At 67.9% G+C, this 25,023-nt stretch carries 25 protein-coding genes; 3 read left to right on the forward strand and 22 right to left on the reverse strand.

Annotated elements, in window-relative coordinates; all coding sequences use genetic code 11:
• From clsB to QZ749_RS07925, 19 genes are all read right to left on the reverse strand, one after another.
• A complete protein-coding gene (gene clsB, locus QZ749_RS07835) occupies positions 1-1,161 on the reverse strand; it encodes a cardiolipin synthase ClsB (protein ID WP_296945303.1) in 1,161 nt (386 codons plus the stop codon).
• A gap of 2 nt (positions 1,162-1,163) precedes the next feature.
• The gene (locus QZ749_RS07840; protein WP_296945304.1) at positions 1,164-1,982 is read right to left on the reverse strand and encodes an endonuclease/exonuclease/phosphatase family protein; all 819 of its coding nucleotides are present in this window, start codon (positions 1,980-1,982) and stop codon (positions 1,164-1,166) included.
• A gap of 86 nt (positions 1,983-2,068) precedes the next feature.
• Positions 2,069-2,254 (reverse strand): hypothetical protein, encoded by a 186-nt coding sequence (locus QZ749_RS07845; RefSeq protein ID WP_296945306.1) that lies wholly within the window; start codon positions 2,252-2,254, stop codon positions 2,069-2,071.
• Between the two features lie 188 nt (positions 2,255-2,442).
• Positions 2,443-3,249 (reverse strand): ATP-binding cassette domain-containing protein, encoded by an 807-nt coding sequence (locus tag QZ749_RS07850; RefSeq protein WP_296945308.1) that lies wholly within the window; start codon positions 3,247-3,249, stop codon positions 2,443-2,445.
• Positions 3,250-3,260: 11 nt separating this feature from the next.
• On the reverse strand, positions 3,261-4,100 hold the full coding sequence (gene ssuC, locus QZ749_RS07855) for an aliphatic sulfonate ABC transporter permease SsuC (RefSeq protein ID WP_296945309.1): 840 nt from the start codon (positions 4,098-4,100) through the stop codon (positions 3,261-3,263).
• Positions 4,100-5,260, reverse strand: coding sequence for an FMNH2-dependent alkanesulfonate monooxygenase (ssuD, locus tag QZ749_RS07860; protein WP_296945311.1), 1,161 nt, complete (start codon positions 5,258-5,260; stop codon positions 4,100-4,102). The genes ssuC and ssuD overlap by 1 nt, the downstream gene beginning before the upstream one ends.
• Before the next feature lie 4 nt (positions 5,261-5,264).
• Positions 5,265-6,278 carry a sulfonate ABC transporter substrate-binding protein gene (locus tag QZ749_RS07865; protein WP_373896796.1) on the reverse strand — a complete coding sequence of 338 codons (1,014 nt, stop codon included), beginning with the start codon at positions 6,276-6,278 and terminating at the stop codon, positions 5,265-5,267.
• A gap of 30 nt (positions 6,279-6,308) precedes the next feature.
• Positions 6,309-6,905 carry an NADPH-dependent FMN reductase gene (gene ssuE, locus QZ749_RS07870; RefSeq protein ID WP_296945313.1) on the reverse strand — a complete coding sequence of 199 codons (597 nt, stop codon included), beginning with the start codon at positions 6,903-6,905 and terminating at the stop codon, positions 6,309-6,311.
• A 139-nt stretch (positions 6,906-7,044) separates the two neighbouring features.
• A complete protein-coding gene (locus tag QZ749_RS07875; protein ID WP_296945314.1) occupies positions 7,045-8,331 on the reverse strand; it encodes a lipoprotein-releasing ABC transporter permease subunit in 1,287 nt (428 codons plus the stop codon).
• A complete protein-coding gene (gene nudB / locus QZ749_RS07880; RefSeq protein ID WP_296945315.1) occupies positions 8,328-8,786 on the reverse strand; it encodes a dihydroneopterin triphosphate diphosphatase in 459 nt (152 codons plus the stop codon). The genes QZ749_RS07875 and nudB overlap by 4 nt, the downstream gene beginning before the upstream one ends.
• Before the next feature lie 111 nt (positions 8,787-8,897).
• A complete protein-coding gene (aspS, locus tag QZ749_RS07885) occupies positions 8,898-10,694 on the reverse strand; it encodes an aspartate--tRNA ligase (RefSeq protein ID WP_296945317.1) in 1,797 nt (598 codons plus the stop codon).
• Between the two features lie 87 nt (positions 10,695-10,781).
• Positions 10,782-11,405: a DUF502 domain-containing protein gene (locus QZ749_RS07890; RefSeq protein WP_296945319.1), complete on the reverse strand. Its 624-nt coding sequence runs from the start codon at positions 11,403-11,405 to the stop codon at positions 10,782-10,784.
• A gap of 50 nt (positions 11,406-11,455) precedes the next feature.
• The gene (locus tag QZ749_RS07895; protein ID WP_296945320.1) at positions 11,456-11,785 is read right to left on the reverse strand and encodes an FmdB family zinc ribbon protein; all 330 of its coding nucleotides are present in this window, start codon (positions 11,783-11,785) and stop codon (positions 11,456-11,458) included.
• Between the two features lie 352 nt (positions 11,786-12,137).
• Positions 12,138-12,752 (reverse strand): methyltransferase, encoded by a 615-nt coding sequence (locus QZ749_RS07900; protein WP_296945321.1) that lies wholly within the window; start codon positions 12,750-12,752, stop codon positions 12,138-12,140.
• The gene (gene ubiB / locus QZ749_RS07905) at positions 12,752-14,314 is read right to left on the reverse strand and encodes a ubiquinone biosynthesis regulatory protein kinase UbiB (protein ID WP_296945323.1); all 1,563 of its coding nucleotides are present in this window, start codon (positions 14,312-14,314) and stop codon (positions 12,752-12,754) included. Before ubiB ends, QZ749_RS07900 begins: the two co-directional genes overlap by 1 nt.
• On the reverse strand, positions 14,314-14,991 hold the full coding sequence (locus tag QZ749_RS07910) for an SCP2 domain-containing protein (protein ID WP_296945468.1): 678 nt from the start codon (positions 14,989-14,991) through the stop codon (positions 14,314-14,316). The genes ubiB and QZ749_RS07910 overlap by 1 nt, the downstream gene beginning before the upstream one ends.
• A 97-nt stretch (positions 14,992-15,088) precedes the next feature.
• Positions 15,089-16,063 (reverse strand): Tim44 domain-containing protein, encoded by a 975-nt coding sequence (locus QZ749_RS07915; RefSeq protein WP_296945324.1) that lies wholly within the window; start codon positions 16,061-16,063, stop codon positions 15,089-15,091.
• Positions 16,064-16,073: 10 nt separating this feature from the next.
• Positions 16,074-16,808: a bifunctional demethylmenaquinone methyltransferase/2-methoxy-6-polyprenyl-1,4-benzoquinol methylase UbiE gene (ubiE, locus tag QZ749_RS07920; RefSeq protein ID WP_296945325.1), complete on the reverse strand. Its 735-nt coding sequence runs from the start codon at positions 16,806-16,808 to the stop codon at positions 16,074-16,076.
• A gap of 72 nt (positions 16,809-16,880) precedes the next feature.
• Positions 16,881-17,822, reverse strand: a complete 942-nt coding sequence (locus tag QZ749_RS07925) for an AraC family transcriptional regulator (protein ID WP_296945326.1) — start codon at positions 17,820-17,822, stop codon at positions 16,881-16,883.
• A gap of 91 nt (positions 17,823-17,913) precedes the next feature.
• Between QZ749_RS07925 and QZ749_RS07930 the strand changes: the two genes are divergently transcribed.
• The 3 genes from QZ749_RS07930 (at position 17,914) to QZ749_RS07940 (ending at position 19,615) form a co-directional block, all read left to right on the forward strand.
• Positions 17,914-18,747, forward strand: coding sequence for an oxidoreductase (locus QZ749_RS07930; RefSeq protein WP_296945327.1), 834 nt, complete (start codon positions 17,914-17,916; stop codon positions 18,745-18,747).
• 50 nt (positions 18,748-18,797) lie between these two features.
• Positions 18,798-19,340, forward strand: coding sequence for a hypothetical protein (locus QZ749_RS07935; RefSeq protein WP_296945329.1), 543 nt, complete (start codon positions 18,798-18,800; stop codon positions 19,338-19,340).
• Positions 19,341-19,411: 71 nt separating this feature from the next.
• Positions 19,412-19,615: a cold-shock protein gene (locus QZ749_RS07940; RefSeq protein WP_296945330.1), complete on the forward strand. Its 204-nt coding sequence runs from the start codon at positions 19,412-19,414 to the stop codon at positions 19,613-19,615.
• A gap of 274 nt (positions 19,616-19,889) precedes the next feature.
• On the opposite strand, the gene QZ749_RS07945 is transcribed toward QZ749_RS07940, so the two are convergent.
• From QZ749_RS07945 to QZ749_RS07955, 3 genes are all read right to left on the reverse strand, one after another.
• Positions 19,890-20,321 carry a DUF971 domain-containing protein gene (locus QZ749_RS07945; RefSeq protein ID WP_296945332.1) on the reverse strand — a complete coding sequence of 144 codons (432 nt, stop codon included), beginning with the start codon at positions 20,319-20,321 and terminating at the stop codon, positions 19,890-19,892.
• 139 nt (positions 20,322-20,460) lie between these two features.
• Positions 20,461-20,904: an HIT family protein gene (locus QZ749_RS07950; protein ID WP_296945334.1), complete on the reverse strand. Its 444-nt coding sequence runs from the start codon at positions 20,902-20,904 to the stop codon at positions 20,461-20,463.
• Positions 20,901-24,911 (reverse strand): DUF3683 domain-containing protein, encoded by a 4,011-nt coding sequence (locus QZ749_RS07955; RefSeq protein WP_296945336.1) that lies wholly within the window; start codon positions 24,909-24,911, stop codon positions 20,901-20,903. Before QZ749_RS07955 ends, QZ749_RS07950 begins: the two co-directional genes overlap by 4 nt.
• Positions 24,912-25,023: the final 112 nt, after the last annotated feature.

Consider the following 25,023-nt stretch of genomic DNA (forward strand, 5'->3'; position numbering starts at 1 on the left):
TTAAGCATAACCGATGGCGAAGATGCGCATCGTCAGCCGATACAGCAGATAGGCCATTTCATGGCCGCAACGGCGTAGCCATCCCAGTTGCCGCAGGTCGTCCATGCAGACCCCCACGCCGTCGGCGATGCCGCGCTCGACCTGGCGCGCCAGCGTGGCCGCGAACTCCGCGTCGCGCACGACGACGTTGGCTTCCTGGTTGACGAACAGCGACAGGCCGTCGCAATTGCTGGACCCGACCGTGGCCCAGTCGTGGTCGACCACCGCGACCTTGGCGTGCAGCTGGGTCTTGCGGTATTCGACGATGCGCACGCCGGCGGCCAGCAGTTGCGGATAGAACGACGAGGCCACCGCATCCTGCATGCGGAACTCGCCCACGCCGATCAGCAGGCTCACGTCGACGCCGCGCTGCGCGGCCCGGCACAATGCCTCGCGGAACTTGCGGCCGGGCGCGAAGTACGGCGTGGCCATCAGCACCCGCTTGCGCGACTGCCCGATCGCCTGCAGGTAGGCACGCATGATCGTGCGGCGGTTGCGCAGGTTGTCGCGCACGACGAAGCCGGCGCGCATCGGTCCGTCTCCCTGCGACGGCGGCGGCTTGCGCAACTCGCGGTACAGGTTGATGCGGCCGACGATCGGCAGGTGGCCGGCGCGCAACCACTGGGCCTGCGCCTCGCGATGGATCTCGTCCACCAGCGGCCCGCGCACGCTGACGGCGAAATCCCAGCGCGGCGCCGGCAGCGGCGCATGCGGGGCGTAGTCGTGCAGGCCGTCGTCGTTGGTATTGATGCCGCCGACGAAGGCCAGCGCGCGGTCGATCACGGCGATCTTGCGGTGGCTGCGCGCGGTGCCGCGCTTGAACCACGGATTGAACATGCGGTAGTGCACGCAGTCGGCCGCGAACGCCTCGCGCAGGCGGCAGGCGGCGCGGTTGCCGGTGCCGAACCAGTCGGCCAGCACGCGCACCTTGACGCCGCGCCGCGCCGCGCGCACCAGCGCGTCGGTGACGGCGCGGGCCTGGTCGTCCTCGGCATAGATATAGGTCTCGTACAGGATCTCGGTGGCGGCCGCGTCGATGGCGGCCAGCAGCGCCGGGAAATACGTGCTGCCGCTTTCGAGCAGGGTGACGTCGTTGTTCGCTACGTACGCAACGGCGCGCATGGCTATGCCAGCTGCAGGCTGGCCAGGATCGGTGCGTGGTCCGACAGTTTCGCCCATTGCGGGCCGTGCAGCACTTCGGCGTGCTCGACCTTGAAGCCGCGCACGTAGATGCGGTCGAGCCGGAACCAGGGCAGCGCGGCCGGGAAGGTACGCGCCGGCACCAGGCGCCGCTCGCGGCCCGCCATATTGCGCACCAGGTCGCCGATGCGCGACGGCTTGGCCAGTTCGTCGAACACCTCGACCACGCCCAGCTTCACGCGCAGGCAATCGCTCAGCGTATTGCGCCAGTCGTTGAAGTCGCCGGCGATGATGACGGGTTCGTCGTCCCGGGCGGAATCCTTGACCGCGCTGATCAGGGCATCGGTCTGGCGCCGGCGGCTGCCTTCGAACAGGCCCAGGTGCACCACGTAGCAATGGACCTTGCCGGCGGCCGTCTCCAGCACGCAATGCAGGATGCCGCGCTGCTCGTACGCGTGGTCGGACACGTCGTGGTTGTGCTGGTTCTCGATGGGGAAGCTGGACAGCAGCGCATTGCCGTGGTGGCCGTGGTCGTAGACCGCGTTCATGCCGTAGGCGGAGTGCAGCAGCACTTCCCCGGCAAAGAATTCGTGCTGGGATTTCTCGGGCCAGTGGTGATGAGGGCTGCGCACTTTCTCGCCATAGCGCGCCTGGTAGCGGTCATGCCGCCCCTGCACTTCCTGCAGGAACACGACATCCGCCTCGAAGGCGCCGATGGCCTTCTTGAGCGCTACCACGCGGGGCGTACTGCGCAGGGATGAAACGCCCTTGTGGATGTTGTAGGTCGCAACACGGATTTTCATGGGAACATTGTAACCCCATCAGTCCGTGTTCTCCCGCGGGGTAGCGCAATCGTGCGTCGCCCGGACGCGCGGGGCGGAGAGGAAGCTCAGTTCGCTGCCGGCAGCAGGCCGGCGCCCGGCAGCGTCTCCGCGGGCGGGACGACGGGGTCGCGATAGACGGGATTGGTCCGCAGCGGCCCCATCAAGCGCAAGCCGTTCAGCAGTTCGATGCACAGGACGTCATTGTCGACGCCGACGCTCTTGACCTTCTCTTCGGATGCACGTTCGCTCATCTGGTTTCTCCCTATCCTTTGTTGGACTTTCAAAACGAAAATTCGCCATCGGCGATCAATTGACCTTAAACAAATCGTTTCTACCTGTCAAACAAACGAATGTACCGTGCCCGCCATAATTGACAGAATTTAATTTCGAACACGCAAGCAGAGTCCGCTATCTGCTAGGCAGGTAGACAGCGATCGGCTCAGCAAATTCCCTCGCCCGCTGGACGCCTGTGATGCATATCCAACACCCTGTCGAGTACTTGTTTCTCGATAGCACCGAAATCGGCGCTGCCGCGCTGGCGAGGCCTGGGCAGGTCCACGCGCAGGTCCAGCGCCACGCGGCCATCCTCGACCAGCAGGATGCGGTCGGCCAGCACCACCGCTTCCGGCACGTCGTGCGTGACCAGCACGGCGGTGAAGCCGCGCTCGTGCCACAGCGCCTCGAGCAGTTGCTGCATCCCGATGCGGGTCAGCGCATCGAGGGCGCCCAACGGTTCGTCGAGCAGCAGCAACTGCGGCCGGTGCACCAGCGCGCGCGCCAGGGCCACGCGCTGGCGCTGGCCGCCGGACAGCACGGCCGGCCAGTCGTGCGCGCGCTCGCACAGGCCGACGCCGGCCAGCGCAAGCTGCGCGGCCGCATCGCCATCGGCCAGGCCCAGCGCGACATTGCGCAGCACGCTTTTCCAGGGCAGCAGGCGCGCCTCCTGGAACATCATGCGCACTTCGGGACGCGCGCCGCCGCCGCCGATCTTGACCTGGCCGCCGTCCGGCGCCTCCAGCCCGGCGATGGCGCGCAGCAGCGTGCTCTTGCCGCAGCCGCTGCGACCGACCACGGCGACGAATTCGCCCGGCGCGACCTTCAGGTCGATGCCGTCCAGGACGGTGCGTCCCGCATGGCGCTTGACCAGGCGGCGCAGGGCCAGGTGGGCGCCGCGCGGCGGCGTCGCGCCGGTGGCCTGCGCATGCGCCTCGCCGACGCGGGCGTCTTCGACAGGGTTCAGTTTCATGGATGCCTCGCTTATCGGTACGCCGGATTCCAGCGCAGGAAATGGCGCTCCAGGCCGCGCGCCGCCAGGTCGGCCGCCTTGCCCAGCAACGCATACAACAGCACGCCGACCAGCACGACATCGGTCTGCAGGAATTCGCGCGCATTCATCGTCATGTAGCCGATGCCGGACTGGGCCGAAATGGTTTCGGCGACGATCAGCAGCACCCACACGAGGCCCAGCGAAAAGCGCACCCCGACCAGGATCGAGGGCAGCGCGCCCGGCAGGATCACGTCGCGGTACAGCGCCCAGCCGCGCAGGCCGTAGCTGCGCGCCATCTCGACCAGGCCGGCGTCCACCGAACGGATGCCGTGGAAGGTATTCAGGTAGATGGGGAAGAACACGCCGACCGACAGCAGGAACAGCTTGGCCGCCTCGTCGATGCCGAACCACAGGATCACCAGCGGGATCAACGCCAGTGGCGGGATGTTGCGCACCATCTGCACGGTGGTGTCCAGGAGCAGGGCCGCGCGCCGGCTGCCGCCGTTGAGCAGGCCCAGGACCAGCCCCAGCGCGCCGCCCAGGCCGAAGCCGGCCAGCGCGCGCCACAGGCTCACGCGCAGGTGCGTCCACAGCTCGCCCGATTCGGCCAGCGCCAGGGCCGCCTGCGCCACCGCCGACGGCGCGGGCAGGATGCGGCTGGACAGCCAGCCGGCCTGCGCCGCCACCTGCCAGCCGGCGACCAGCAGCACCGGCAGCGCCCAGGGCGCGAGCGGCGCCAGTACGGCCGCCGCGCGGCCGGATGCCGGCGCCGGCCGGGCACGCGCCGGCTTGCGCACGCGCGGCGCCGCCTGTGTCGTTGCGCCCGTCATCACGCCACCTTCTTCGGCACGATGTCGCTGGCCATCACCTCGCCGAACGGCCCGGTGATCGACACCTCACCCTGCGCCTTCCCTTTTCCCAGCAGCGGGAACACCAGTTCGGCGAAGCGGTACGACTCTTCCAGGTGCGGATAGCCGGACAGGATGAAGGTCTCGATGCCGAGGTCGGCATATTCGCGCATGCGCGCGGCCACCGTCTGCGGATCGCCCACCAGTGCCGTGCCGGCGCCGCCGCGCACCAGCCCCACGCCGGCCCACAGGTTGGGCGACACTTCGAGCTTGTCGCGCCGCCCGCCGTGCAGCGCGGCCATGCGCTGCTGTCCCACCGAATCCATCCTGGCGAACGCGGCCTGCGCCCTGGCGATGACATCGTCGTCCAGGTGCTTGATCAGCTCGTCGGCGGCGCGCCAGGCTTCCTCGTTCGTCTCGCGCACGATCACGTGCAGGCGGATCCCGAAACGCAGCGTGCGGCCGTGGCGCGCGGCGCGCGCGCGGATGTCGGCGATCTTGTCGGCCACCGCCGCCGGCGGCTCGCCCCAGGTCAGGTAGACGTCCATCTGCTCGGCCGCCAGCGCGTGCGCCGCCTCCGACGAGCCGCCGAAGTACAGCGGCGGATGGGGCTTCTGCACCGGCGGGTACAGCGTGCGCGCGCCTTTCACGGTCAGGTGGGCGCCCGCGAAGTCGAACCCCTTGTCGCCGCCCTCGCCCGCCATCGCGGCGCGCCAGATACGGATGAATTCGTCGGAAATGTCGTAGCGCGTGGCGTGGTCGGCGAACAGGCCGTCGGCTTCCAGCTCGCCCTGGTCGCCGCCGGTGACCACGTTGATCAGGAGGCGTCCGTTCGACAGCCGGTCGAAGGTGGAGGCCATGCGCACCGACAGGCCCGGCGTGGACAGGCCCGGGCGGATCGCGACGAGGAATTTCAGCCTGCTGGTCGCATGGATCAGCGACGAGGCCACGATCCATGGGTCCTCGCAGGAGCGGCCGGTGGGCAGCAACACGCCGTCGTAGCCGAGCGTGTCGGCCGCCACCGCGACCTGGCGCAGGTAGTCGGCATCGACCGCGCGCGCGCCGCGGCTGGTGCCGAGGTAGCGGCTGTCGCCGTGGGTGGGCAGGAACCAGAAGACGTTCGGCGTGCTCAGGGTCGTCATCGCATTAGTCCTTCGCGAGCAATTGGTTGAGGAGTTGCGCCGGCGGCTGCGCATCGCGCACGGCGATCGGCCTGGGGATCAGTTTCAGGCCATGGAAGGCGTCGGCGATCTTCTGCTGCGCGGCCAGCACGTCCGGCGTGACGGGCCTGACGCCGTAGGCATAGCGCGAGGCCGCCAGCGCCACCGCCTCGAGCGGCAAACCGGTCTGGCCGGCGAGGATCGCCGCCACTTCGCGCGGATGCGCCTTGCCCCAGGCATCGACCTGCGCCAGTTCGTCGACGAGGATGCGCACGACGTCGCCGTGCTGCAGGGCGAAGGAACGCGCGGCCAGGTAGAACTGGTGGTTCGCCACCAGCCCGGTGCCGTCGGCCAGCACGCGCGCGCCGACCTGCGTCTGGGCCGCGGCCAGGAACGGGTCCCAGATCGCCCAGGCATCGACGGCGCCGCGCTCGAAGGCGGCGCGCGCCTCGGCCGGCGGCAGGTAGACCGGCTGGATCTGGCCGTAGCCGACACCGGCTTTTTCCAGCGCCTTGACCAGCAGGTAATGCACGTTCGAGCCCTTGTTCAGCGCGACCTTCCTGCCTTTCAGCTCGGCCAGGCCACGCAGCGGCGACCCCTGCGGCACGACGATCGCTTCCGAGGCCGGCGACGGCGGCTCGTTGCCGACGTAGACCAGGTCCGCGCCGGCAGCCTGGGCGAAGATCGGCGGGGCCTCGCCCACGGTGCCGAAATCGATGCTGCCCACGTTCAGGCCCTCGAGCAGCGCCGGGCCGGCGGGGAACTCGGTCCAGCGCACGCTGACGTCCTGCGCGGCCAGGCGCTTCTCCAGCGTGCCGCGGCCCTTGAGCAGGGTCAGCGTGCCGTATTTCTGGTAGCCGATACGGACCTCGCGCAGGCCGCCGGCCGCCATGGCGCGCGGCATGCCGCCGGCGACGGTGGCGAAGGTGGAAAGCGTGGCGGCATACAACAGGCCGAGCGTGCGGCGCCGCTGGCGCGCGTGGTGCGGATGGTCGCTCATGGGCGGATCCTTTCTTGGCGTGGTGGTGGGTCAGGCGGGGATGGAGACGGCGAGGTGCGCGCCGGCAGGCCTGGCGGCCTGCACCGCCCGGTGCTGCGCCAGCTGCTGCAGTTCGTGCACGAGCTGCGCGACGCCGGCGTCGATGCGCGCGCCGATGGCCGGCGCCGGCAGCAGGCCGCGCTCGGGGTCCCAGGGCAGTTGCGCGGAGGTGGCGTAGATGCTCGGCAGGACGTGGCGCGGTGCCAGCGAGGCCAGCACGGGGCGCAGCGCATAGTCCAGCGCCAGCATGTGCGACTGGCTGCCGCCGGTGGCCAGCGGCAGCACCAGCTTGCCAACCAGGCCGTCCTGCGGCAGCAGGTCGAGGAAGGTCTTCAGGATCCCGCTGAACGAGGCTTTATAGACGGGGGTGCCGACGACCACGGCATCGGCCTGGGCCACCTGCGCCAGCGCATGGGCCAGCGCGGGATCGTGCAAGTCGGCGCGCAGCAGCGCCACGGCCGGCAATTCGCGCACCTGCAGCGCCTGCGTCCGGTGGCCCGGCAGCGCCAGGCGCTCGCCGACCAGTTGCAGCAGGCGCCAGGTCGTCGACGGCGCGGAGGGGCTTCCGCCCAGCAATAAGACATTCATGTTCGGTCCGGGATCGATGAGGGTCGATCAAGACTACCGCCGGCGCGCGCGCGCCGGAACGAATGCTTTCATGCTTCGATATGTCGTTTTCCTTAAAAGGTTTCGCGCATATCGATGTGCGGCGCCGCGGCCAGGCCGCTCACTCGTAGCGCAGCGCCTCGGCCGGATGCACGCGCGCCGCCGACCAGCTCGGATACAGCGTGGCGACGAAGGCCAGCAGCACGGCCGTGCCGCCGATGCGCGCGACGTCGCTCCACAGCAGCTCGGACGGGATCTCGCTGATGAAATAGATGCTCTTGTCGAGGAAGTGCACGCCGAACACGCGCTCGATGAAGGGCACGATGACGTCGATGTTCAGGGCGACGGCGACCCCGAGCCCGACGCCGATCAGCGTGCCGAGCAGGCCGACCAGCGTGCCCTGTACCATGAAGATGCGCATGATCGCGCCGGGCGACGCGCCCAGCGTGCGCAGGATGGCGACCTCGGCCTGCTTGTCGCGCACCGTCATGACCAGCGTCGACACCAGGTTGAAGGCGGCCACCGCGATGATCATCGCCAGGATGATGAACATCATGCGCTTCTGCGACTGCACGGCGGCGAACCAGATGGCGTTCACCTGGGTCCAGTCGCGCATGTACAGGTTGCCCGCCAGTTGCTGCTTGAGTTCGCGCGCCACGCGCGGCGCCTGGTACAGGTCGTCCAGGCGCAGGCGCAGGCCGGACGGTGCCGTCATGCCCTGCAGCTGCTCGGCGTCCTGCAGGTGCACGAAGGCCAGGCTGGAATCGAACTGCTGGTGGCCCGCCTCGAAGATGCCCGCCACCGTGAAGGCGTGCGGCCGCGGCAGCAGGCCGGACACGGCGCCCTGCCCGGCCTGGCCAGGCGCGGCCGGTGCGGCCGTCAGCAGCGTCAGGCGGTCGCCCACCTTCACGCCGAGCGATTGCGCCAGCACGGTGCCCAGCACGATGTTGGCGGAACCGGGGCGCAGCGCGGCGAAGCTGCCCGCGCGCACCTGGCCGGTCACGTCCGACACCTGCGGCTCCAGCTCGGGCAGCACGCCGCGGATCACGGCCGGCTTCATGGTGTCGTCCTGCACCAGCATGCCCTGGGTCTCGACGAAGGGCGCGACGCCGCGCACCTCGGGATTGCGGCGGGCCTGCTGCGCCTGCGCCTGCCAGTCCGGCATCGCGCCGCGGCCGTCGAACACCTCGACGTGGGCCAGCACCGACAGCATGCGCGCGGTGACTTCCTTCTCGAAGCCGTTCATCACCGACAGCACGACCACCAGCGCCGCCACGCCCAGCGCGATGCCGGCCACCGAGATCAGCGAGATGAAGGAGATGAAGCTGTTGCGGCTGCTGCGCTTGCCGGCGCGGGTATAGCGCAGGCCGATCAGCCATTCGTAGGGGGCGTTGCGAAAGAGGTTCAAGGAAGCTCCGGATAATGACGCGGCAACTGCAGGATGGCTTCGGCGTTGGAGGACGAGAAGCAGCGGTCGGCGGCCTCCAGCAGGGGCAGCCAGGCATGGCGGACGTGCTCGCGCGGCGCCAGCACGATGGGGATGTCGCGCGGGACGCAGACCGAGAACACGTGCTCGGTATTGTGGGTGACGCCGGGCGCGTAGCGGTGGCGCCAGGTGGCGTAGATCTCGTAGACGTTCGACAGGTGCCAGTCGCGCAGCGCGATGGCCTCGCCGTCGACGACGATGCCGGTTTCCTCGAACAGTTCGCGCGCGGCCGTCTCGAGCAGCGGCTCGTCCGGCGCATCGAGCGAGCCCGTGACCGACTGCCAGAAACCGGGGCGGTCGGCGCGCTCGATCAGGAGCACTTCCAGGTCGGCGGTGTGGATGACGACCAGGACGGATTCGGGGATCTTGTGGGGCATCCGGATATTTTACCGTAGCCCGCAAAAACGACGTCCCCGCACGGGCGGGGACGTTCATGCACGCAGGGTGCGCACGGGGTGCGCATCCTGCGACGTTGCGGGCAACGGGCCTTACGCGACCTTCGGCTGCTCGTTGCGCAGGCGGATGTGCAGTTCCTTCAGCTGCTTCTCGTCGACTTCCGACGGCGCGTTGGTCAAGAGGTCCTGCGCGCGCTGGGTCTTCGGGAAGGCGATCACGTCGCGGATCGACTCGGAGCCGGTCATCAGCGTGATCAGGCGGTCCAGGCCGAACGCCAGGCCGCCGTGCGGCGGGGCGCCGTACTGCAGCGCGTCGAGCAGGAAGCCGAACTTCAACTGCGCTTCCTCGGCATCGATCTTCAGGGCGCGGAACACCTTGCTCTGGACTTCCTCGCGGTGGATACGGATCGAGCCGCCGCCCAGTTCCCAGCCGTTCAGGACCATGTCGTAGGCCTTGGCGACGCAGGCGCCCGGGTTGGTCTCGAGCATGTCCTCGTGGCCGTCCTTCGGCGCGGTGAACGGGTGGTGGGTGGCGTTCCAGCGGTCGCCTTCCTCGTCGTACTCGAACATCGGGAAGTCGATGACCCACAGCGGCGCCCAGCGGTCTTCGAACAGGCCGGCCTTCTTGCCGAATTCCGAGTGGCCGATCTTCACGCGCAGCGCGCCGATGGCGTCGTTGACGACCTTGGCCTTGTCCGCGCCGAAGAAGATCAGGTCGCCGTCCTCGGCGCCGGTCAGTTCCAGCACCTTGGCCAGCACCTCGTCGGAGATGTTCTTGACGATCGGCGACTGCAGGCCATCGCGGCCCTTGGCCTTCTCGTTGACCTTGATGTAGGCCAGGCCCTTGGCGCCGTAGATCGCGACGAACTGGGTGTAGGCGTCGATTTCCGAACGGGGCATCGAGCCGCCCTGCGGCACGCGCAGGCCGACCACGCGGCCGTTCGGCAGGTTGGCGGCGCTGTTGAAGACCTTGAACTCGACGGTCTTCATCAGCTCGGTCAGTTCGGTGAACTGCAGCTTGACGCGCATGTCCGGCTTGTCCGAACCGTACAGGCCCATCGCGGTGGCGAAGTCCATGACCGGGAACGGGTTCGGCAGGTCGACGCCGGCGGCGTTCTTGAAGACGGTGCGCATCATGTCTTCGAACAGGTCGCGGATTTCCTGCTCGGTCAGGAACGAGGTCTCGCAGTCGATCTGGGTGAATTCCGGCTGGCGGTCGGCGCGCAGGTCCTCGTCGCGGAAGCACTTGGTGATCTGGTAGTAGCGGTCGAAGTTCGACACCATCAGGAGCTGCTTGAACAGCTGCGGCGACTGCGGCAGCGCGAAGAAGTTGCCCGGGTTGACGCGCGACGGCACCAGGTAGTCGCGCGCGCCTTCCGGGGTCGACTTGGTCAGCATCGGGGTCTCGATGTCGATGAAGCCCAGGTTGTCCAGGTACTTGCGCACTTCCATCGAGACTTTATAACGCAGGCGCAGGTTGTGCTGCATCTGCTGGCGGCGCAGGTCGAGCACGCGGTGCGTCAGGCGGGTGGTTTCCGACAGGTTGTCGTCGTCCAGCTGGAACGGCACCGGCACCGACGGGTTCAGCACTTCCAGTTGCGAGGTGTTGATCTCGATCTTGCCCGACTTCAGGTTGGCGTTGGCGGTGCCTTCCAGGCGGTTCACGACGGTGCCGGTGATGCGCAGGCAGTACTCGTTGCGGACGTGCTCGGCGGCCTTGAAGACGTCGGCATTGTCGGGGTGGCAGACCACCTGCACGAGGCCTTCGCGGTCGCGCAGGTCGATGAAGATCACGCCGCCGTGGTCGCGGCGACGGTGCACCCAGCCGCACAGGCTGACGGTTTGGCCCAGCAGCTCTTCGGTCACGAGGCCGCAGTAGTGAGTACGCATGGAGGACATAATTTTTCGATCCTGGTTGGTTGATTCGGTGGCCTGCGCTTCGTCGCAGGCCTGGATGCTTGCTGCCTTGTTTCTTGTTCAGTCCACGGCGGCGAGGGCCGCGGCCTGGCTCGCCTGGGCGCTGGTGGGCGGCGGCGCCACCACGCCCATCGAGACGATGTATTTCAATGCCTCGTCGACGGTCATGTCCAGCTCGACGGTCCGGCTGCGTTCCATCATCAGGAAGAAGCCGGAGGTCGGGTTCGGCGTCGTCGGCACGTACACGCTGACGTAGTCGCCGGCCAGGTGGTTCGCCACGTCGCCGCCCGGCACGCCGGTCAGGAAGGCGATCGTGTACGCGTTTTCGTGCGGGTACGGGATCAGCACGGCCTTGCGGAAAGCGTTGCCCGAGGACGAGAACAGCGTGTCCGACACCTGCTTGACGCTGCCGTAGATCGAGTTCACGACCGGGATGCGGTGCAGCACGCGTTCCCACATGCGCACGACCCACTTGCCGACCAGGTTGTTGGTCAGCAGGCCGGTCAGGAACACGATCGCCAGCGTGATGATCGCGCCCAGGCCGGGAATGTGCGTGTGCGGCTGCCACTCCTTCGGCACCAGGACGAGCGACTGGTCGAGCGTGCCGATCACGAGGTTCAGCACCCATGCGGTGATCGCCAGGGGAACCAGCACCAGCAGGCCGGTAATGAAATATTTACGCATCGTCGTTCGTCCGGATGGTCAGGGGCGCCGGCCGGGAAGGCCGGCGGTGGTCAGTTGCCGCCGTCCTTCGACGGCGCCGCCGCGGGCGCCGCCGGGGCGGCCGGCGTGCTGGATGCGGCCGGCGCCGCGGCCGGGGCGGCGTCGCCATTGTTCGTCGCCGCGCCGGCGGCCGGCGCCGTGCCGGTGGCCGGGGCGGTGCCGCCACGGAAGTCGGTCACGTACCAGCCGGTGCCCTTGAGCTGGAAACCGGCGGCCGTCACCTGCTTCTTGAACGCGGACTTGCCGCACGACGGGCACACGGTCAGGACCGGATCGGAGATCTTTTGCAGTACATCCTTGGCAAAACCGCATTCATCGCAGCGGTAGGCGTAAATCGGCATTCTGAATACTCCGCAAAAATCATCAAAACCCTGAATTATAAAGCTTTTGCGGACGATGTTGACCTTTGCCGGCCCGGCAACCCAAGCCGGGCACCGCGGCAAGGCCGTCGTGCTTGCTGCATTTCGACAACAGTGTTGTTTTTCTTCAGCGCACGGTTGAGTTCCGTTTGCCGAATTTCAACTTAACTGTTTAAATAGCATCCCTCAGCAGCGATCACGGCGGGCTTGCCTCGCCGGGCTACTGGAAAGAAACAGAAGTTTGCGCGACCGGCATGCCGGCTCGCCGCCAAGCCATACAAGAACGACTTCAAATCGGGCCCGCGTTTGCGGGCCTTTTCTTTTGGCGGGACGATTACGACTTGCGCCGCCACACCATCCAGCGCTCCTTGCCCGCGAATACCGGAATCGAATCCTCCACCGCCTCGTCCGCGACGCAGTCGAACCCCGCGGCCAGCAAGCCCTCCAGCTCGTCGCGCTTGACTCCGAACGGCGGCCCCTTGGGCGCGTCGTCGAAGAAAAAGTAACCGGCCAGCAGTCCCCCGGGCGCCAGCAGCGCTTCCCAGCGCCGCGCCACGTCCGGCCGGCGCTGGCGCGGCAGGGCGCACAGGAAGGCTTGTTCGTAGACCAGGTCGAGCGGCAGCGGCGGTGCATAGGCAAAGAAATCGGCCTCGACGACGCGGCCGGCCCACGGCCCCGCCAGCGCCTGCGCCTGCGCCACCGCGACCGGGGAAAAATCGATGGCCGTCGCGTCCCAGCCGGCTTCGCACATCAGCGCCAGTTCGCGCGCCGAGCCGGCGCCGGGCACCAGCGCCGCCAGCGGCCGCGCGGCGCCGGCGACGAAGCGCCGCAACTGCGCCGGCGCCCCGCCCCGCTCCCATGGCGTGAACGCCTTGTCGAAGCGCTCGTCCCAGAAGCGCGGCGACGCCGGGTCGCGGCTGGAGAATTCCGGTACCGGGGCGCCGGCCATCAGAGCAGGCCGCGGCCGAAGATCTCGATGCCGGCCGCGACCACGGCGGCGGCCCCGACCACGCACGCCAGGAACACCAGCAGGCGGTTGGTGCGGCGCTGCTCGATCAGGAGCGCGGCCATCAGCTCGCCCTGGTCCGCGAGCGGATGGGCCTTGTTCTCCAGCACCTGGTGCACCAGGCGCGGCAGTTGCGGGATGACCTTGGCGTAGTGCGGCGCCTCGTTGCGCAGGCGCTCGACCAGGCCGCGCCAGCCGACCTGCTCGGCCATCCAGCGCTCCAGGTAGGGCTTGGCCGTCTTCCACAGGTCGAGGTCGGGGTCGAGCTGGCGGCCCAGGCCCTCGATGTTGAGCATGGTCTTTTGCAGCAGCACGAGTTGCGGCTGCACCTCGACGTTGAAGCGGCGCGAGGTCTGGAACAGGCGCAGCAGCACCTGGCCGAACGAGATGTCCTTCAGCGGCCGGTCGAAGATCGGTTCGCAGGTGGCGCGCACGGCCGCTTCCAGCTCGTCCACGCGGGTGTCGCGCGGCGCCCAGCCCGATTCGATGTGGGCCTCGGCCACGCGCTTGTAGTCGCGCCGGAAGAAGGCCAGGAAGTTCTGCGACAGGTAATCCTTGTCGAAGTCGTTCAGCGTGCCGACGATGCCGAAGTCCAGGGCGATGTAGCGGCCGAAGGTCTCCGGCTCCACCGAGACCAGGATGTTCCCCGGGTGCATGTCGGCATGGAAGAAGCCGTCGCGGAACACCTGGGTGAAGAAGATTTCCACGCCATCGCTCGACAGCTTTTTCAGGTCGACCCCGGCCGCGACCAGGCGGTCGGTCTGCGAGATCGGGATGCCGTTCATGCGCTCCATCACGATCACGCTGCTGGAGCAGTAATCCCAGTACATTTCCGGCACCAGCAGCAGGGTCGAGCCGGCGAAGTTGCGGCGCAGCTGGCTGGCCTGGGCCGCTTCGCGCATCAGGTCCAGTTCGTCGTGCAGGTATTTGTCGAACTCGGCGACGACCTCGCGCGGCTTCAGGCGGCGGCTGTCCGGCCACACCTTCTCGACCAGGCCGGCGGCCATCTGCATCAGCGCCAGGTCTTCGTCGATCGTGCTCTTCATGCCCGGGCGCAGCACCTTCACCGCCACCTGCTTGCCGTTCTTCAGCGTGGCGAAGTGCACCTGGGCGATCGAGGCGGAGGCCACCGGCGTGTGCTCGAAGTGGGCGAACAGCTGGTCCGGATGGGCGCCCAGCGAGCGCGTGATCTGGGCCACGGCCAGCTCGGACGGGAATGGCGGCACGCGGTCCTGCAGCAGTGCCAGCTCGGCCACGATATCGGGCGGCATCAGGTCGGGACGGGTCGACAGCACCTGGCCGAACTTCACGAAGATCGGCCCCAGTTCTTCCAGCGCCAGGCGCAGGCGGATCGCGCGCGGCGAGGTGATGCGGCGCCAGAAAAAGACCGTGCTGATGAGGCGTGCAGTGCGTGGGACATGCAGGCCGGACATCGCGATTTCATCGAGGCCGTACTTGGTGGCCACGGTGAAGATTTTGAGCAGGCGCAGGAATTTCAGGATCATCAGTGTTCCGATTTCGGTTCCGGTAAGGCCGGGACGGCAGGTACGGCGGAGGGTGCCGGCCGTTGCGCCAGCTTCTGTTCCAGCCTGGCGATGCGCTTGGCGCTGCGCTCGACGTCGTCGCGCAGGCGGTTGACGTCGTCGGCGAAGGTGGCCAGCGCGGCGGGGCGCACCAGCACGCGGCGTTCCTCCAGCAGGAACTCGGCGACGTTCTCCGCCAGGCGCTTGCCCGCCGTGGCCGCGCCCTCGGCGGCGCGGCGCGCGGCACCGGCCACGCGCACGGCGCCGATCGGGCCGAGGAGGCGCTCGAGGTCGTGCTCGGCATCCCAGCGCAGGCCCTTCGACAATTGCGAGATGGTGTTCGCGAACTCGGCGTCGCCGTCGATGCGGACGTAGGAAAACGCGCGGTCGCGGTTCTGCAGGATCAACGGCACGTCGCTCAGCTTGACGTGGATGGTCACGGCGGGCACGTCGTCCGCGCCGGCCGCTTCCAGCATGCCGTCGGCCGCCACGCGCATGCACAGGCGCACGGCGCCGGTGTCGATGCACGCGGTCCTGCCGGCATGGCGCCGCAACGCGTCGCGCGCCCAGGCTTCCTGCGCCAGCAGATGGTTGATCGTCGCCACGGCCGGCGCCGCCAGGCCGCCACGCGGCATCGGGAAAGAAGGGTTCGGTGCCATCATGAAATGAATTTACAAAAGAAAACCGCCCGGCAAGCGGGCGGTGACGATCTTACCAGTTCGCCAAGGCACGAGCCCCGGCGACACGGACTTATTTTCAGGCAATCTGCTGGATACCCGCCAACACCCAGCCGCCATTGCCGTTCAGCGGCTTCGACAGGTTCCACACCTCGACGTACGGCTCGGCCGGACCGTTCGGGGCATTGCGGATCATGCCGTTGAACTGCACGCTCGCCAGGTAGTCGTGGGCCTGGGTCTCGATGCCCAGCAGCTGCGCGTCGATCGACACGACTTCGGTGAAGTCGGGCTGGCCGCCGCGTTCCTGGATCTGCAGTTGCAGTTCGGCCAGCACTTCCGGCGACGTGAACTCGCGCAGGTCGTTGACGTCGCCGCGGTCCCAGGCTGCCTGCATGCGGATGAACGAGGCCTTGGCGTGGCGCAGGAACGATTCGGTGTCGAAGCCGGCCGGCACGCCCCATTGCTGGTGCTGGGCGCTGTTCTTGTCCAGCGACAGGCCGGCCGAGGCGCCACCCATCGGGTAGCCCGGCTGGTTGTAGCCGCCGCCCTGGTAGCCGCCACCGTTCAGGCCGGAGCCGATTTCCGGCGTGGCGCCGGCCGCCTGCGGCTGCTGGCCGAACTGCGACGGGAAGCTGGAATTCGCCGGGGTGTTCTTGCGGCGGAACATGCGCACGATGAACATCACGGCCAGCGCCAGCAGCGCGATCATGAGGATCGAGGACAGGATGCTGGCCATGGCGCCGCCGATGCCCAGGTGCGAGAACAGGGCGCCCAGGCCGAGGCCCAGCAGCGCGCCGCCCAGCACGTTCTTCCACATGCTCGGGCGCTTGGGCGCGGCCGCGGCGGCGCCTGCCGGCACCGGCTGGTTCGGTTGCACCTGGCGCGGCTGCTGCGCGGGCGCGGGGGCCGGCGCCGGGGCCGGCGCGCGCATCTGGCGCACGGACTGCGACTGGCGGCCGAACGAGCGGCCGCCACCGACCGGGCGGGCGAAGGCTTCGGCGACCATCGAGAACGCGGTCACGGCGATCAGTGTGCTGGCCAGGAATTTTTTCATGGTCATCCCCTCAGAGTTTGATACCGGTGTGCAAAGCGGCCACACCCGCCGTCAGGTTGAAATACTGGACCCGCTCCAGTCCCGCATCCTGCATCATCGACTTCAGGGTTTCCTGGTCGGGATGCATGCGGATCGATTCGGCCAGGTAGCGGTAGCTTTCGGCGTCGCCGGCGATGCGCTGGCCCAGCCACGGCAGCACCGAGAACGAATACACGTCGTAGGGCTTCTGCAGCGGCGCCGCCACCTTGGAAAATTCCAGCACGAGCAGCTTGCCGCCCGGCTTGAGCACGCGGCGCATTTCCGCCAGCGCCTGGTCCTTGTGCGTCATGTTGCGCAGGCCGAAGGCCACGCTGACGCGGTCGAAGTAATTGTCCGGGAACGGCAGTTTTTCCGCGTCACACAACAAGGTGGGGGTGACCAGGCCCTTGTTCAATAGACGGTCGCGGCCGACGCGCAGCATCGACTCGTTGATGTCGGTGAGCCAGACCTCGCCGCTGGGCCCCGCCTGCCTGGCGAACGCCTTCGACAGGTCGCCCGTGCCGCCGGCGATGTCGAGCACCTTGAAGCCCGGGCGAATGCCGGCCTGGGCGATGGTGAACGCCTTCCACGCGCGGTGCAGGCCGGCGGACATGAGGTCGTTCATCACGTCGTACTTGGACGCGACCGAGTGGAATACCTTGGCGACTTCGTGGACCTTCTCGTCCTCGGAAACGGTCTTGTAGCCGAAATGGGTGGTGTTGGTCATGGTAGCGGGGCGTATGGTGTTGCCGCATTATACAAGCGAGGGGGTGCGCGCTGGCTTAATCGTGCCTTATCGTCAATGCGACGACACGAACGCGGCGCCGGGAAACGCGGGCGGCAGCGCGAAGCTGGCGCGCATGCGCGCCGCCTCGGCCGCCGGCGTCGTGCCGAACAGCCGCCGGAACTCGCGGCTGAACTGGGACGGGCTGGTGTAGCCGACGGCGCGGCAGGCCGCCTCCGCGGTGAGGTCCTGGCGCACCATCAGCAGGCGCGCCTGGTGCAGGCGCGTCGACTTCAGGTACTGCATCGGCGAGGTCTGCGTGATCGCCCGGAAGTGGCTGTGGAAGGCGGGCACGCTCATGCCGGCCTCGCGCGCCAGTTCCGGCAGGCTGAGCGCGTCCGCATAGCCGGCGTGGATGCGCCGCAGCGCCCGGCCGATCTTGCCGTACTGCCCCTTCAGCGCCAGCGCCTCGCGCAGCGGCGCGCCCTGGGCGCCGGTCAGCACCCGGAAGTACAGCTCGCGCAGCAGGCCGGGGCCCAGCACCGCCGCCTCCAGCGGCCGGCCCAGCGCCTCGAGCAGGCGCAGCACGGACGCGCGCAGGTCCGCGTCCATCGGACTCGACATCATGCTTTGCGGCGCCGCCACGCGCCCGCCCGCCGCGTGGCGGTCGATCTGCAGCGTCAGCTCGGCCGCCAGCGCGAAATCCAGGTGCACATAGATCGCCAGCAGCGGATGCGCGGGCGTCGCGTCCGTCTCCATGTCGAACGGCACCGGCACCGACACGGCCAGGTAGTGCTGCGCATCGTAGACGTACACGCGGTCGCCGAAATGGCCGCGCTTGCGGCCCTGGCACACGATCACGATGCCCGGGTCGTACAGCACCGGCGTGCGCGCCAGCGCCCGGTCGGAGCGCAGGAGGCGCACGCCGGGCAGCGCCGTCAGGTTGTAGCCTTCGCGCGGCGCGAGCGCGCGCAGCAGGGCGACCATGCGGTGCTGGGCGGATGCGGGAGCGTTCATAGTTTTAGGCAAGAAAAACAGCGGATACGTGCTTACCGGGACGAGTCGCCAAGAATACCATGCACCCCAGTTCATTCATCGGAGGAACCCCATGGCAAGCAGCAAACTCCTGCTGATCACCGGCGCCAGCAGCGGATTCGGCCAGGCGCTGGCCCGCGAGGCGCTGGCGGCCGGCCACCGCGTGGTGGGCACGGTGCGCAGCGAACAGGCGCGGCGCGATCTCGAAGCCCTGTCGCCGGACCGGGCCCGTGCCCGCCTGCTCGACGTGACGCAGTTCGACGCCATCGACGGCGTCGTCGCGGACATCGAGGCGAACGTCGGCCCGATCGACGTCCTCGTCAACAATGCCGGCTACGGGCACGAAGGCATCCTGGAAGAGTCGCCGCTGTCCGACATGCGCCGCCAGTTCGACGTGAACGTGTTCGGCGCGGTGGCGATGACGAAGGCCGTGCTGCCGTTCATGCGCGCGCGCCGCCGCGGCCACATCCTGAACATCACGTCGATGGGCGGCTACATCACCATGCCCGGCATCGCCTACTACTGCGGCAGCAAGTTCGCGCTGGAAGGCATCTCGGATACGCTGGCCAAGGAAGTGGCGCCGTTCGGCATCGCCGTCACCGCGGTGGCGCCGGGGTCGTTCCGCACCGACTGGGCCGGCCGCTCGATGCAGCGCGCGCCGCGCTCGATCCCGGACTACGACGCCGGCTTCGATCCGGTACGCCAGGCGCGCGTGGAAAAAAGCGGCAGGCAGCCGGGCGACCCGGCGAAGGCGGCGCGCGCGATGCTGGCCGCGATCGCCGCGCCGCAGCCGCCCACGCACCTGCTGCTCGGCAGCGACGCGCTGCAGCTCGTGCGCGCCAGGCTGGCGGCGCTGGCGGCCGAGATCGACGCCTGGGAGCACGTCACGGTGTCGACCGACGGGTAGTTGACGGTTGGTTGACGGCTAATTGCCGGGACAGGCATGCGCGCGGCGGCATGCAGCGCTTATCATCGGCTGACGACGACTGCCGACGATTGCCGACGCCCCGCACGATGCCACCAGCTGCCCGCTCCACCGCCACGCGCTGCGCGTACGCGCTGTGCATGGCGGGCGCCGCCTTCCATCACGCGCGCACCCTCGCCGCACACGGCCCATGGTGGGACTACGGCGGCATCCATCCCTTCTACGCTGCCTTCCGGACCTCGCTGACCTTCCTGGACACGCTGGCCGTCGCCCTGCTCTTCCTGCGTCCCCGGGCCGGGCTGGCACTGACGGCCGTCATCATCGTGGCCGACGTGCTCGTCAATGCCAGCGTGGCCATCATCTACGGGATCGACTGGCTGGCCTTCGGCGCCCAGGCGCTGTTCCTCGTGTTCGTGCTGGCGACGATCGGCCCGCCTGGCGCGGCCTGGGGCCGCGTTTTTTTATTGCTGAGTAGGCAAGCCGCCACACTATCGGCCAAGTTCGCGCGCGATTGCAAATTGTGCATCACATTTTCAAGAACTCTGCCTATAATGATTTTCGCTGCAGCACAGTGATACGCCGGACCTGGACCGTAGCGCACTGGCGAAGCGGCGCATTTGTTCAAAAATCCTTGAGAGAGATAGACATGGCGACTGGCACCGTAAAATGGTTCAACGACGCGAAGGGCTTCGGCTTCATCAAACCCGATGATGGTGGCGACGATCTGTTCGCGCACTTTTCGGCAATCAACACCGCCGGCTTCAAGTCGCTGGCCGAGAACCAGCGCGTGATGTTCGACGTCACCACCGGTCCGAAGGGCAAGCAGGCTGCCAACATCCAGCCGCAATAATCCTTCCGCAGGGGACCGCCTCCCCCATCCGGTTTGCCAACCGGTTACAGAAAGAGCGCCACGGGTGACCGGCGGCGCTCTTTTCATTGTCGTGAACACGTGGGTGAAGGATTCACGAATCGGGGACTGGCAATCTACCCGTCCCAAGAAAGCGAAAAGCCCCGACGACACTCGCCGAGGCGCAGACGCCGACCGGGCGCTCCCAGTCCACTTCTACGTAAAAGTATGGCAACCTGGGGGGGGGGGAAACCCACAATCGTGAATGATGCGACGGTCAGTGGCAACCGCAGCCGCCGCTGCCGCACCCGCCGCCGCCTTTCTTCATGCCCGGGATCTCGGGAATGGGATCGCGGCCGGTGTCGTCCTTGAAGCCGGCGGCGTGCAGGCGGCCCATGTAGTCGCTCCACAGCTGGTCCTGTTCCTTGCCGAGCTTGTACAGGTAGTCCCAGGTGAAGATGCCGGACTCGTGGCCGTCGCTGAAGATCGGCTTGATGCCATAGTTGCCGACCGGCTCGACGGCGTCGATGATGACGTTGCGCTTGCCGAGCTGGAGGACTTCCTGGCCGGGGCCGTGGCCCTGCACTTCGGCCGAGGGCGAGTAGACGCGCAGCAGTTCGATCGGCAGCACGAAGGCGGCGCCGTCGTCGAAGGCGATGTCGACGGTGCGGGATTGTTGGTGGACGGTGAATTCGGTGGGGATGGGCATGATATCGGGAATCTAAAGACCTGGAACGTCGCCCCGGCGAAGGCCGGGGCCCGATGTTTGCGCATACCGGTGACGCATGCGAAATTGGGTCCCCGCCTGCTCGGGGACGACGGCTTTGCGTGTAACGTCTACGCGTATTCTAGCCGCTTGCGAACCGGCGCGTGATCGCGTCCGCCAATTGCGGCAGCAGCGCCTTGCGGCGCGCCAGCACCGCGGCCGGCGTCTCGCGCACCGCCTGCGCCCACACCGGCGCCGGGAAGTGGGCGTCGTCGGCGTAGCGCGGGATCACGTGCCAGTGCAGGTGCGGCACCACGTTGCCCAGGCTCGCCACGTTGACCTTCAGCGGCGCCATGACCTCGCGCACGGCCAGCTCCAGCTTCCAGACGGCGTCGTTCAGCAGCAGGCGGTCGGCGTCGGGCAAGTCGCTCGTCTCGCGCACGTGGTCCTTCCAGATCACGCGCGCGAAGCCGGGGTAGCCGGCATCGTCGACGAGGATGACGGCGAACCGGTCGTTCTCGAACACGGCCGGGGAGGGGGACGCCGCGGCCAGCGCGCACAGCTCGCAACCGGCGACGCGCGTCATACCAGCACCCGCTCGATCCCGCCGTCGTTGGCGTTGGCCACGTAGTTCGGCAGCCAGTTTTCGCCCAGCAGGTGGCGCGCCATCTCGACCACGATGTAGTCGGCGGTGGTGCCCGAATCGTCGTTGTAGCGCGACAGGCCCTGCAGGCAGGACGGGCAGCTCGTCAGGATCTTGACGTCGCCCTTGAAGCCGTCCGCGCGCAGCTTGTCGGCCCCCTTCTCCATTTCCTGCTCCTTCCTGAAGCGCACCTGGGTGGAGATGTCCGGACGCGATACCGCGAACGTGCCCGACTCGCCGCAGCAGCGGTCGTTCTTCTCGATCTTCACGTTGTCGACGGTCTGCACCAGCGCATTGACGGTCTTGGTCGCGTCCTGCAGCTTCATCGGCGTGTGGCAGGGGTCGTGGTACATGTAGCGGGTGCCGCTCACGCCTTCCAGCCTGACGCCCTTCTCCAGCAGGTATTCGTGGATGTCCATGATGCGGCAGCCCGGGAAGATCTTCTCGAACTCGTAGGTCGCCAGCTGGTCGTAGCAGGTGCCGCAGGACACGAGGACCGTCTTGATGTCGAGGTAGTTCAGCGTGTTGGCCATGCGGTGGAACAGCACGCGGTTATCCGTCATCATCTTGTCGGCCTTGTCGTACTGCCCGGCGCCGCGCTGCGGATAGCCGCAGCACAGGTAGCCCGGCGGCAGCACGGTCTGCACGCCCACTTCCCACAGCATCGCCTGCGTGGCCAGGCCCACCTGCGAGAACAGGCGCTCGGAGCCGCAGCCCGGGAAGTAGAACACGGCCTCGGTGTCGGCATTGGTCGCCTTCGGGTTGCGGATGATCGGGATGACCTTGTCGTCCTCGATGTCCAGCAGCGCGCGCGCCGTCTTCTTGGGCAGGTTGCCCGGCATTTTCTTGTTGACGAAGTGGATCACCTGCTCGCGCACCGGCGCCTTGCCGGTGGTCGGGGGCGGCGCCTTGGTCTGCTCCTTCGCCACCGTCTTGAGCAGGCTGGCGCCCATGCGCTGGGCCTTGTAGCCCAGGTCGACCATCGCCTTGCGCGTGGCGTTGATGGTGGTCGGGTCGGTCGCGTTCAGGAAGAACATGGCCGCGCGGTTGGCCGGCTTGAAGCTGCGCTTGTCCATCTTGCGCAGCAGGTTGCGCATGTTCATCGACACGTCGCCGAAGTCGATGTTGACCGGGCACGGCGTCACGCACTTGTGGCACACGGTGCAGTGGTCGGACACGTCCTCGAACTCTTCCCAGTGCTTGATCGACACGCCGCGGCGGGTCTGTTCCTCGTACAGGAAGGCCTCGATCAGCGCGGACGTGGCGAGGATCTTGTCGCGCGGCGAGTACAGCAGGTTCGCCTGCGGCACGTGCGTCGTGCACACCGGCTTGCACTTCCCGCAGCGCAGGCAGTCCTTGATGCTGGCCGCGATCTCGCCGATGTCGCTCTGCTGCATGATCAGCGATTCGTGGCCCATCAGGCCGAACGACGGCGTGTAGGCATTGCGCAGGTCGGCGAACGCCGTATCGGTATTGAGCAGCTTGCCCTTGTTGAAGCGGCCTTCCGGATCGACGCGCTGCTTGTACTCGCGGAACTCGCTGATCTCGGAGTCGAGCAGGAATTCCAGCTTGGTGATGCCGATGCCGTGCTCGCCCGAGATCACGCCGTCCAGCGAACGGGCCAGCTTCATGATGCGCTCGACGGCCTTGTGCGCGTCCTGCAGCATCGCGTAGTCGTCCGAGTTCACCGGCAGGTTGGTGTGCACGTTGCCGTCGCCCGCGTGCATGTGCAGGGCGACGAACACGCGCGAACGCAGCACCCGCTTGTGGATCGCGCCCGCCTCGTCGAGGACCGGCTTGTAGGCCGCGCCGTTGAAGATCTGGCGCAGCGGCGCGCGGATCTCGCTCTTCCACGAGACGCGCACGGTATGGTCCTGCACCACGTCGAACAGGGTGGCGTCCGGCTGGCGCTGCAGGCGCTCGTCGATCCTGTCGAGCAGGCCGTCCAGGCCGAACTCGGCCAGCGCGCCGCGCACGTCGCGCAGCAGCTGGTCGAGGTTGGCCATGATCCAGCCCCAGCGCGCGGCCACGCGGCCCAGCAGCTCGTCGGCCTGCTGCGGACGGTCGCCCAGCAACTCGTCGCGCGACACGCCTTCGCCGCCGGCATCCTCGCTCTTGGCCAGTTCCAGGTCGCCCGCCGCGAACCAGGCGTGCAGTTCCTCGACCAGCTGCAGCTTGTTCTTGATCGACAGCTCGACGTTGATGCGCTCGATGCCGTCGGTGTACTCGCCCATGCGCCCCAGGGGGATGACCACGTCCTCGTTGATCTTGAAGGCGTTGGTGTGGCGCGCGATGGCCGCGGTGCGGGCGCGGTCGAGCCAGAACTTCTTGCGCGCCTCCGGGCTGACGGCGATGAAGCCCTCGCCCACCCGGGTATTCGCCAGGCGCACGACTTCCGACGCGGCCAGGGCGACGGCGTTCTCGTCGTCGCCGACGATGTCGCCGAACAGCGCCATCTTCGGCAGCACGCCGCGCTTGGACTTGGTGGCGTAGCCGACCGCGCGCAGGTAGCGCTCGTCCAGGTGCTCCAGGCCCGCCAGGCGCAGCGTGGCGAACTCCGGCCTGCCGCTCCTGGGCAGGCTGTCGAGGTAGTCCTTGATCTCGACGATCGAGGGAATCGCGTCGCGCGCCTGGCCGAAGAATTCCAGCGCCACGGTGCGCGTGAACTTCGGCATCTTGTGCAGGATCCAGCGCGCCGACGTGATCAGGCCGTCGGTGCCTTCCTTCTGGATCCCGGGCAGGCCGGCCAGGAACTTGTCGGTGACGTCCTTGCCGAGGCCCTCCTTGCGGAAGCGCCGGCCCTCGATGTGCAGCATCTCGGTGCGGAACGGTTCCCCCTTCGGGGCGCCCTTGGCCGACGGGTGCGTCCATTCCAGCCTGAACGAGGCCACCGGGGCGTCGTGGATCTTGCCCAGGTTGTGGTCGACGCGGGTGACGTCGAGCCAGTCGCCGTTCGGGTCGACCATGCGCCAGGACGCGAGATTGTCGAGCGCCGTGCCCCACAGGACGGCCTTCTTACCGCCCGCGTTCATGGCGACGTTGCCGCCCACGCAGGAGGCGTGCGCCGAGGTCGGATCGACGGCGAACACGAAGCCCGCCTGCTCGGCCGCCTGCGACACGCGCTGGGTGACGACGCCGGCGCCGGTGTGGATGGTCGCGTAGTCGCGGTCCACGCCCGGCAGGCGCGTCATCTCCACCGGCCCCATCTGGATCAGTTTTTCGGTATTGATCACGGCCGACAGCGGCGACAGCGGAATCGCGCCGCCGGTGTAGCCGGTGCCGCCGCCGCGCGGGATGATGGTCAGTCCGAGTTCGATGCAGCCCTTGACCAGGCCGGCCATCTCGTCCTCGCTGTCCGGCACCAGCACGAGGAACGGATACTCGACGCGCCAGTCGGTGGCGTCGGTCACGTGCGAGGTGCGGTGCATGCCGTCGAAGCGGATGTTGCGCTTGTCGGTGTACTGGCCCAGCACCTTCACGGCGCGCTTGCGCAGGTCGTAGGTGGCGCGGAATTCGAGGCCGAAGTCGTCGACGGCCTTGCGCGCCGCCGCCAGCAGCTTCTCGACGGCGCTGCTGCGCGCGGCCAGCACGGCCTGGTCACCGGCATCGCCGGCATCGAACGACAGGCGCCGCTTCTCGACTTCGCCCAGGCGGTGGTGCAGGGCGTCGATCAGCTTTTCGCGGCGCTTCGGGTTGTCCAGCAGGTCGTCCTGCAGGTAGGGATTGCGGCGCACGACCCAGATGTCGCCCAGCACCTCGTACAGCATGCGTGCCGACCGCCCGGTCTGGCGCGCGCCGCGCAGTTCGTCGAGCAGCGCCCACGACGACTCGCCCAGCAGCCGGATCACGATCTCGCGATCGGAAAACGACGTGTAGTTATAAGGGATTTCGCGCAGGCGGACCGGCGAATTTTCTTCGAGCAGGGCGTGGATATTGGCAGGAGCGTTCATGGGGGATCGGCTGTCAGATCGACTCTAATGCGTCGCGGTGGACAACCATTCTAGCTTATTGCGATGCACCACGCTGGGGACAAGGTATTTTTTGCAACGCCTGTAAAGCAAA

The organism is uncultured Massilia sp. (assembly GCF_913773735.1).
Taxonomy (GTDB): domain Bacteria; phylum Pseudomonadota; class Gammaproteobacteria; order Burkholderiales; family Burkholderiaceae_D; genus Telluria.

What these genes read in the sequence shown, in the direction of transcription:
- clsB (WP_296945303.1), bottom strand. Translation starts at nt 1,161, where the DNA reads ATGCGCGCCGTTGCGTACGTAGCGAACAACGACGTCACCCTGCTCGAA.
- QZ749_RS07840 (WP_296945304.1), bottom strand. Translation starts at nt 1,982, where the DNA reads ATGAAAATCCGTGTTGCGACCTACAACATCCACAAGGGCGTTTCATCC.
- QZ749_RS07845 (WP_296945306.1), bottom strand. Translation starts at nt 2,254, where the DNA reads ATGAGCGAACGTGCATCCGAAGAGAAGGTCAAGAGCGTCGGCGTCGAC.
- QZ749_RS07850 (WP_296945308.1), bottom strand. Translation starts at nt 3,249, where the DNA reads ATGAAACTGAACCCTGTCGAAGACGCCCGCGTCGGCGAGGCGCATGCG.
- ssuC (WP_296945309.1), bottom strand. Translation starts at nt 4,100, where the DNA reads ATGACGGGCGCAACGACACAGGCGGCGCCGCGCGTGCGCAAGCCGGCG.
- ssuD (WP_296945311.1), bottom strand. Translation starts at nt 5,260, where the DNA reads ATGACGACCCTGAGCACGCCGAACGTCTTCTGGTTCCTGCCCACCCAC.
- QZ749_RS07865 (WP_373896796.1), bottom strand. Translation starts at nt 6,278, where the DNA reads ATGAGCGACCATCCGCACCACGCGCGCCAGCGGCGCCGCACGCTCGGC.
- ssuE (WP_296945313.1), bottom strand. Translation starts at nt 6,905, where the DNA reads ATGAATGTCTTATTGCTGGGCGGAAGCCCCTCCGCGCCGTCGACGACC.
- nudB (WP_296945315.1), bottom strand. Translation starts at nt 8,786, where the DNA reads ATGCCCCACAAGATCCCCGAATCCGTCCTGGTCGTCATCCACACCGCC.
- aspS (WP_296945317.1), bottom strand. Translation starts at nt 10,694, where the DNA reads ATGCGTACTCACTACTGCGGCCTCGTGACCGAAGAGCTGCTGGGCCAA.
- QZ749_RS07890 (WP_296945319.1), bottom strand. Translation starts at nt 11,405, where the DNA reads ATGCGTAAATATTTCATTACCGGCCTGCTGGTGCTGGTTCCCCTGGCG.
- QZ749_RS07895 (WP_296945320.1), bottom strand. Translation starts at nt 11,785, where the DNA reads ATGCCGATTTACGCCTACCGCTGCGATGAATGCGGTTTTGCCAAGGAT.
- QZ749_RS07900 (WP_296945321.1), bottom strand. Translation starts at nt 12,752, where the DNA reads ATGGCCGGCGCCCCGGTACCGGAATTCTCCAGCCGCGACCCGGCGTCG.
- ubiB (WP_296945323.1), bottom strand. Translation starts at nt 14,314, where the DNA reads ATGATCCTGAAATTCCTGCGCCTGCTCAAAATCTTCACCGTGGCCACC.
- QZ749_RS07910 (WP_296945468.1), bottom strand. Translation starts at nt 14,991, where the DNA reads ATGGCACCGAACCCTTCTTTCCCGATGCCGCGTGGCGGCCTGGCGGCG.
- QZ749_RS07915 (WP_296945324.1), bottom strand. Translation starts at nt 16,063, where the DNA reads ATGAAAAAATTCCTGGCCAGCACACTGATCGCCGTGACCGCGTTCTCG.
- ubiE (WP_296945325.1), bottom strand. Translation starts at nt 16,808, where the DNA reads ATGACCAACACCACCCATTTCGGCTACAAGACCGTTTCCGAGGACGAG.
- QZ749_RS07925 (WP_296945326.1), bottom strand. Translation starts at nt 17,822, where the DNA reads ATGAACGCTCCCGCATCCGCCCAGCACCGCATGGTCGCCCTGCTGCGC.
- QZ749_RS07930 (WP_296945327.1), top strand. Translation starts at nt 17,914, where the DNA reads ATGGCAAGCAGCAAACTCCTGCTGATCACCGGCGCCAGCAGCGGATTC.
- QZ749_RS07935 (WP_296945329.1), top strand. Translation starts at nt 18,798, where the DNA reads ATGCAGCGCTTATCATCGGCTGACGACGACTGCCGACGATTGCCGACG.
- QZ749_RS07940 (WP_296945330.1), top strand. Translation starts at nt 19,412, where the DNA reads ATGGCGACTGGCACCGTAAAATGGTTCAACGACGCGAAGGGCTTCGGC.
- QZ749_RS07945 (WP_296945332.1), bottom strand. Translation starts at nt 20,321, where the DNA reads ATGCCCATCCCCACCGAATTCACCGTCCACCAACAATCCCGCACCGTC.
- QZ749_RS07950 (WP_296945334.1), bottom strand. Translation starts at nt 20,904, where the DNA reads ATGACGCGCGTCGCCGGTTGCGAGCTGTGCGCGCTGGCCGCGGCGTCC.
- QZ749_RS07955 (WP_296945336.1), bottom strand. Translation starts at nt 24,911, where the DNA reads ATGAACGCTCCTGCCAATATCCACGCCCTGCTCGAAGAAAATTCGCCG.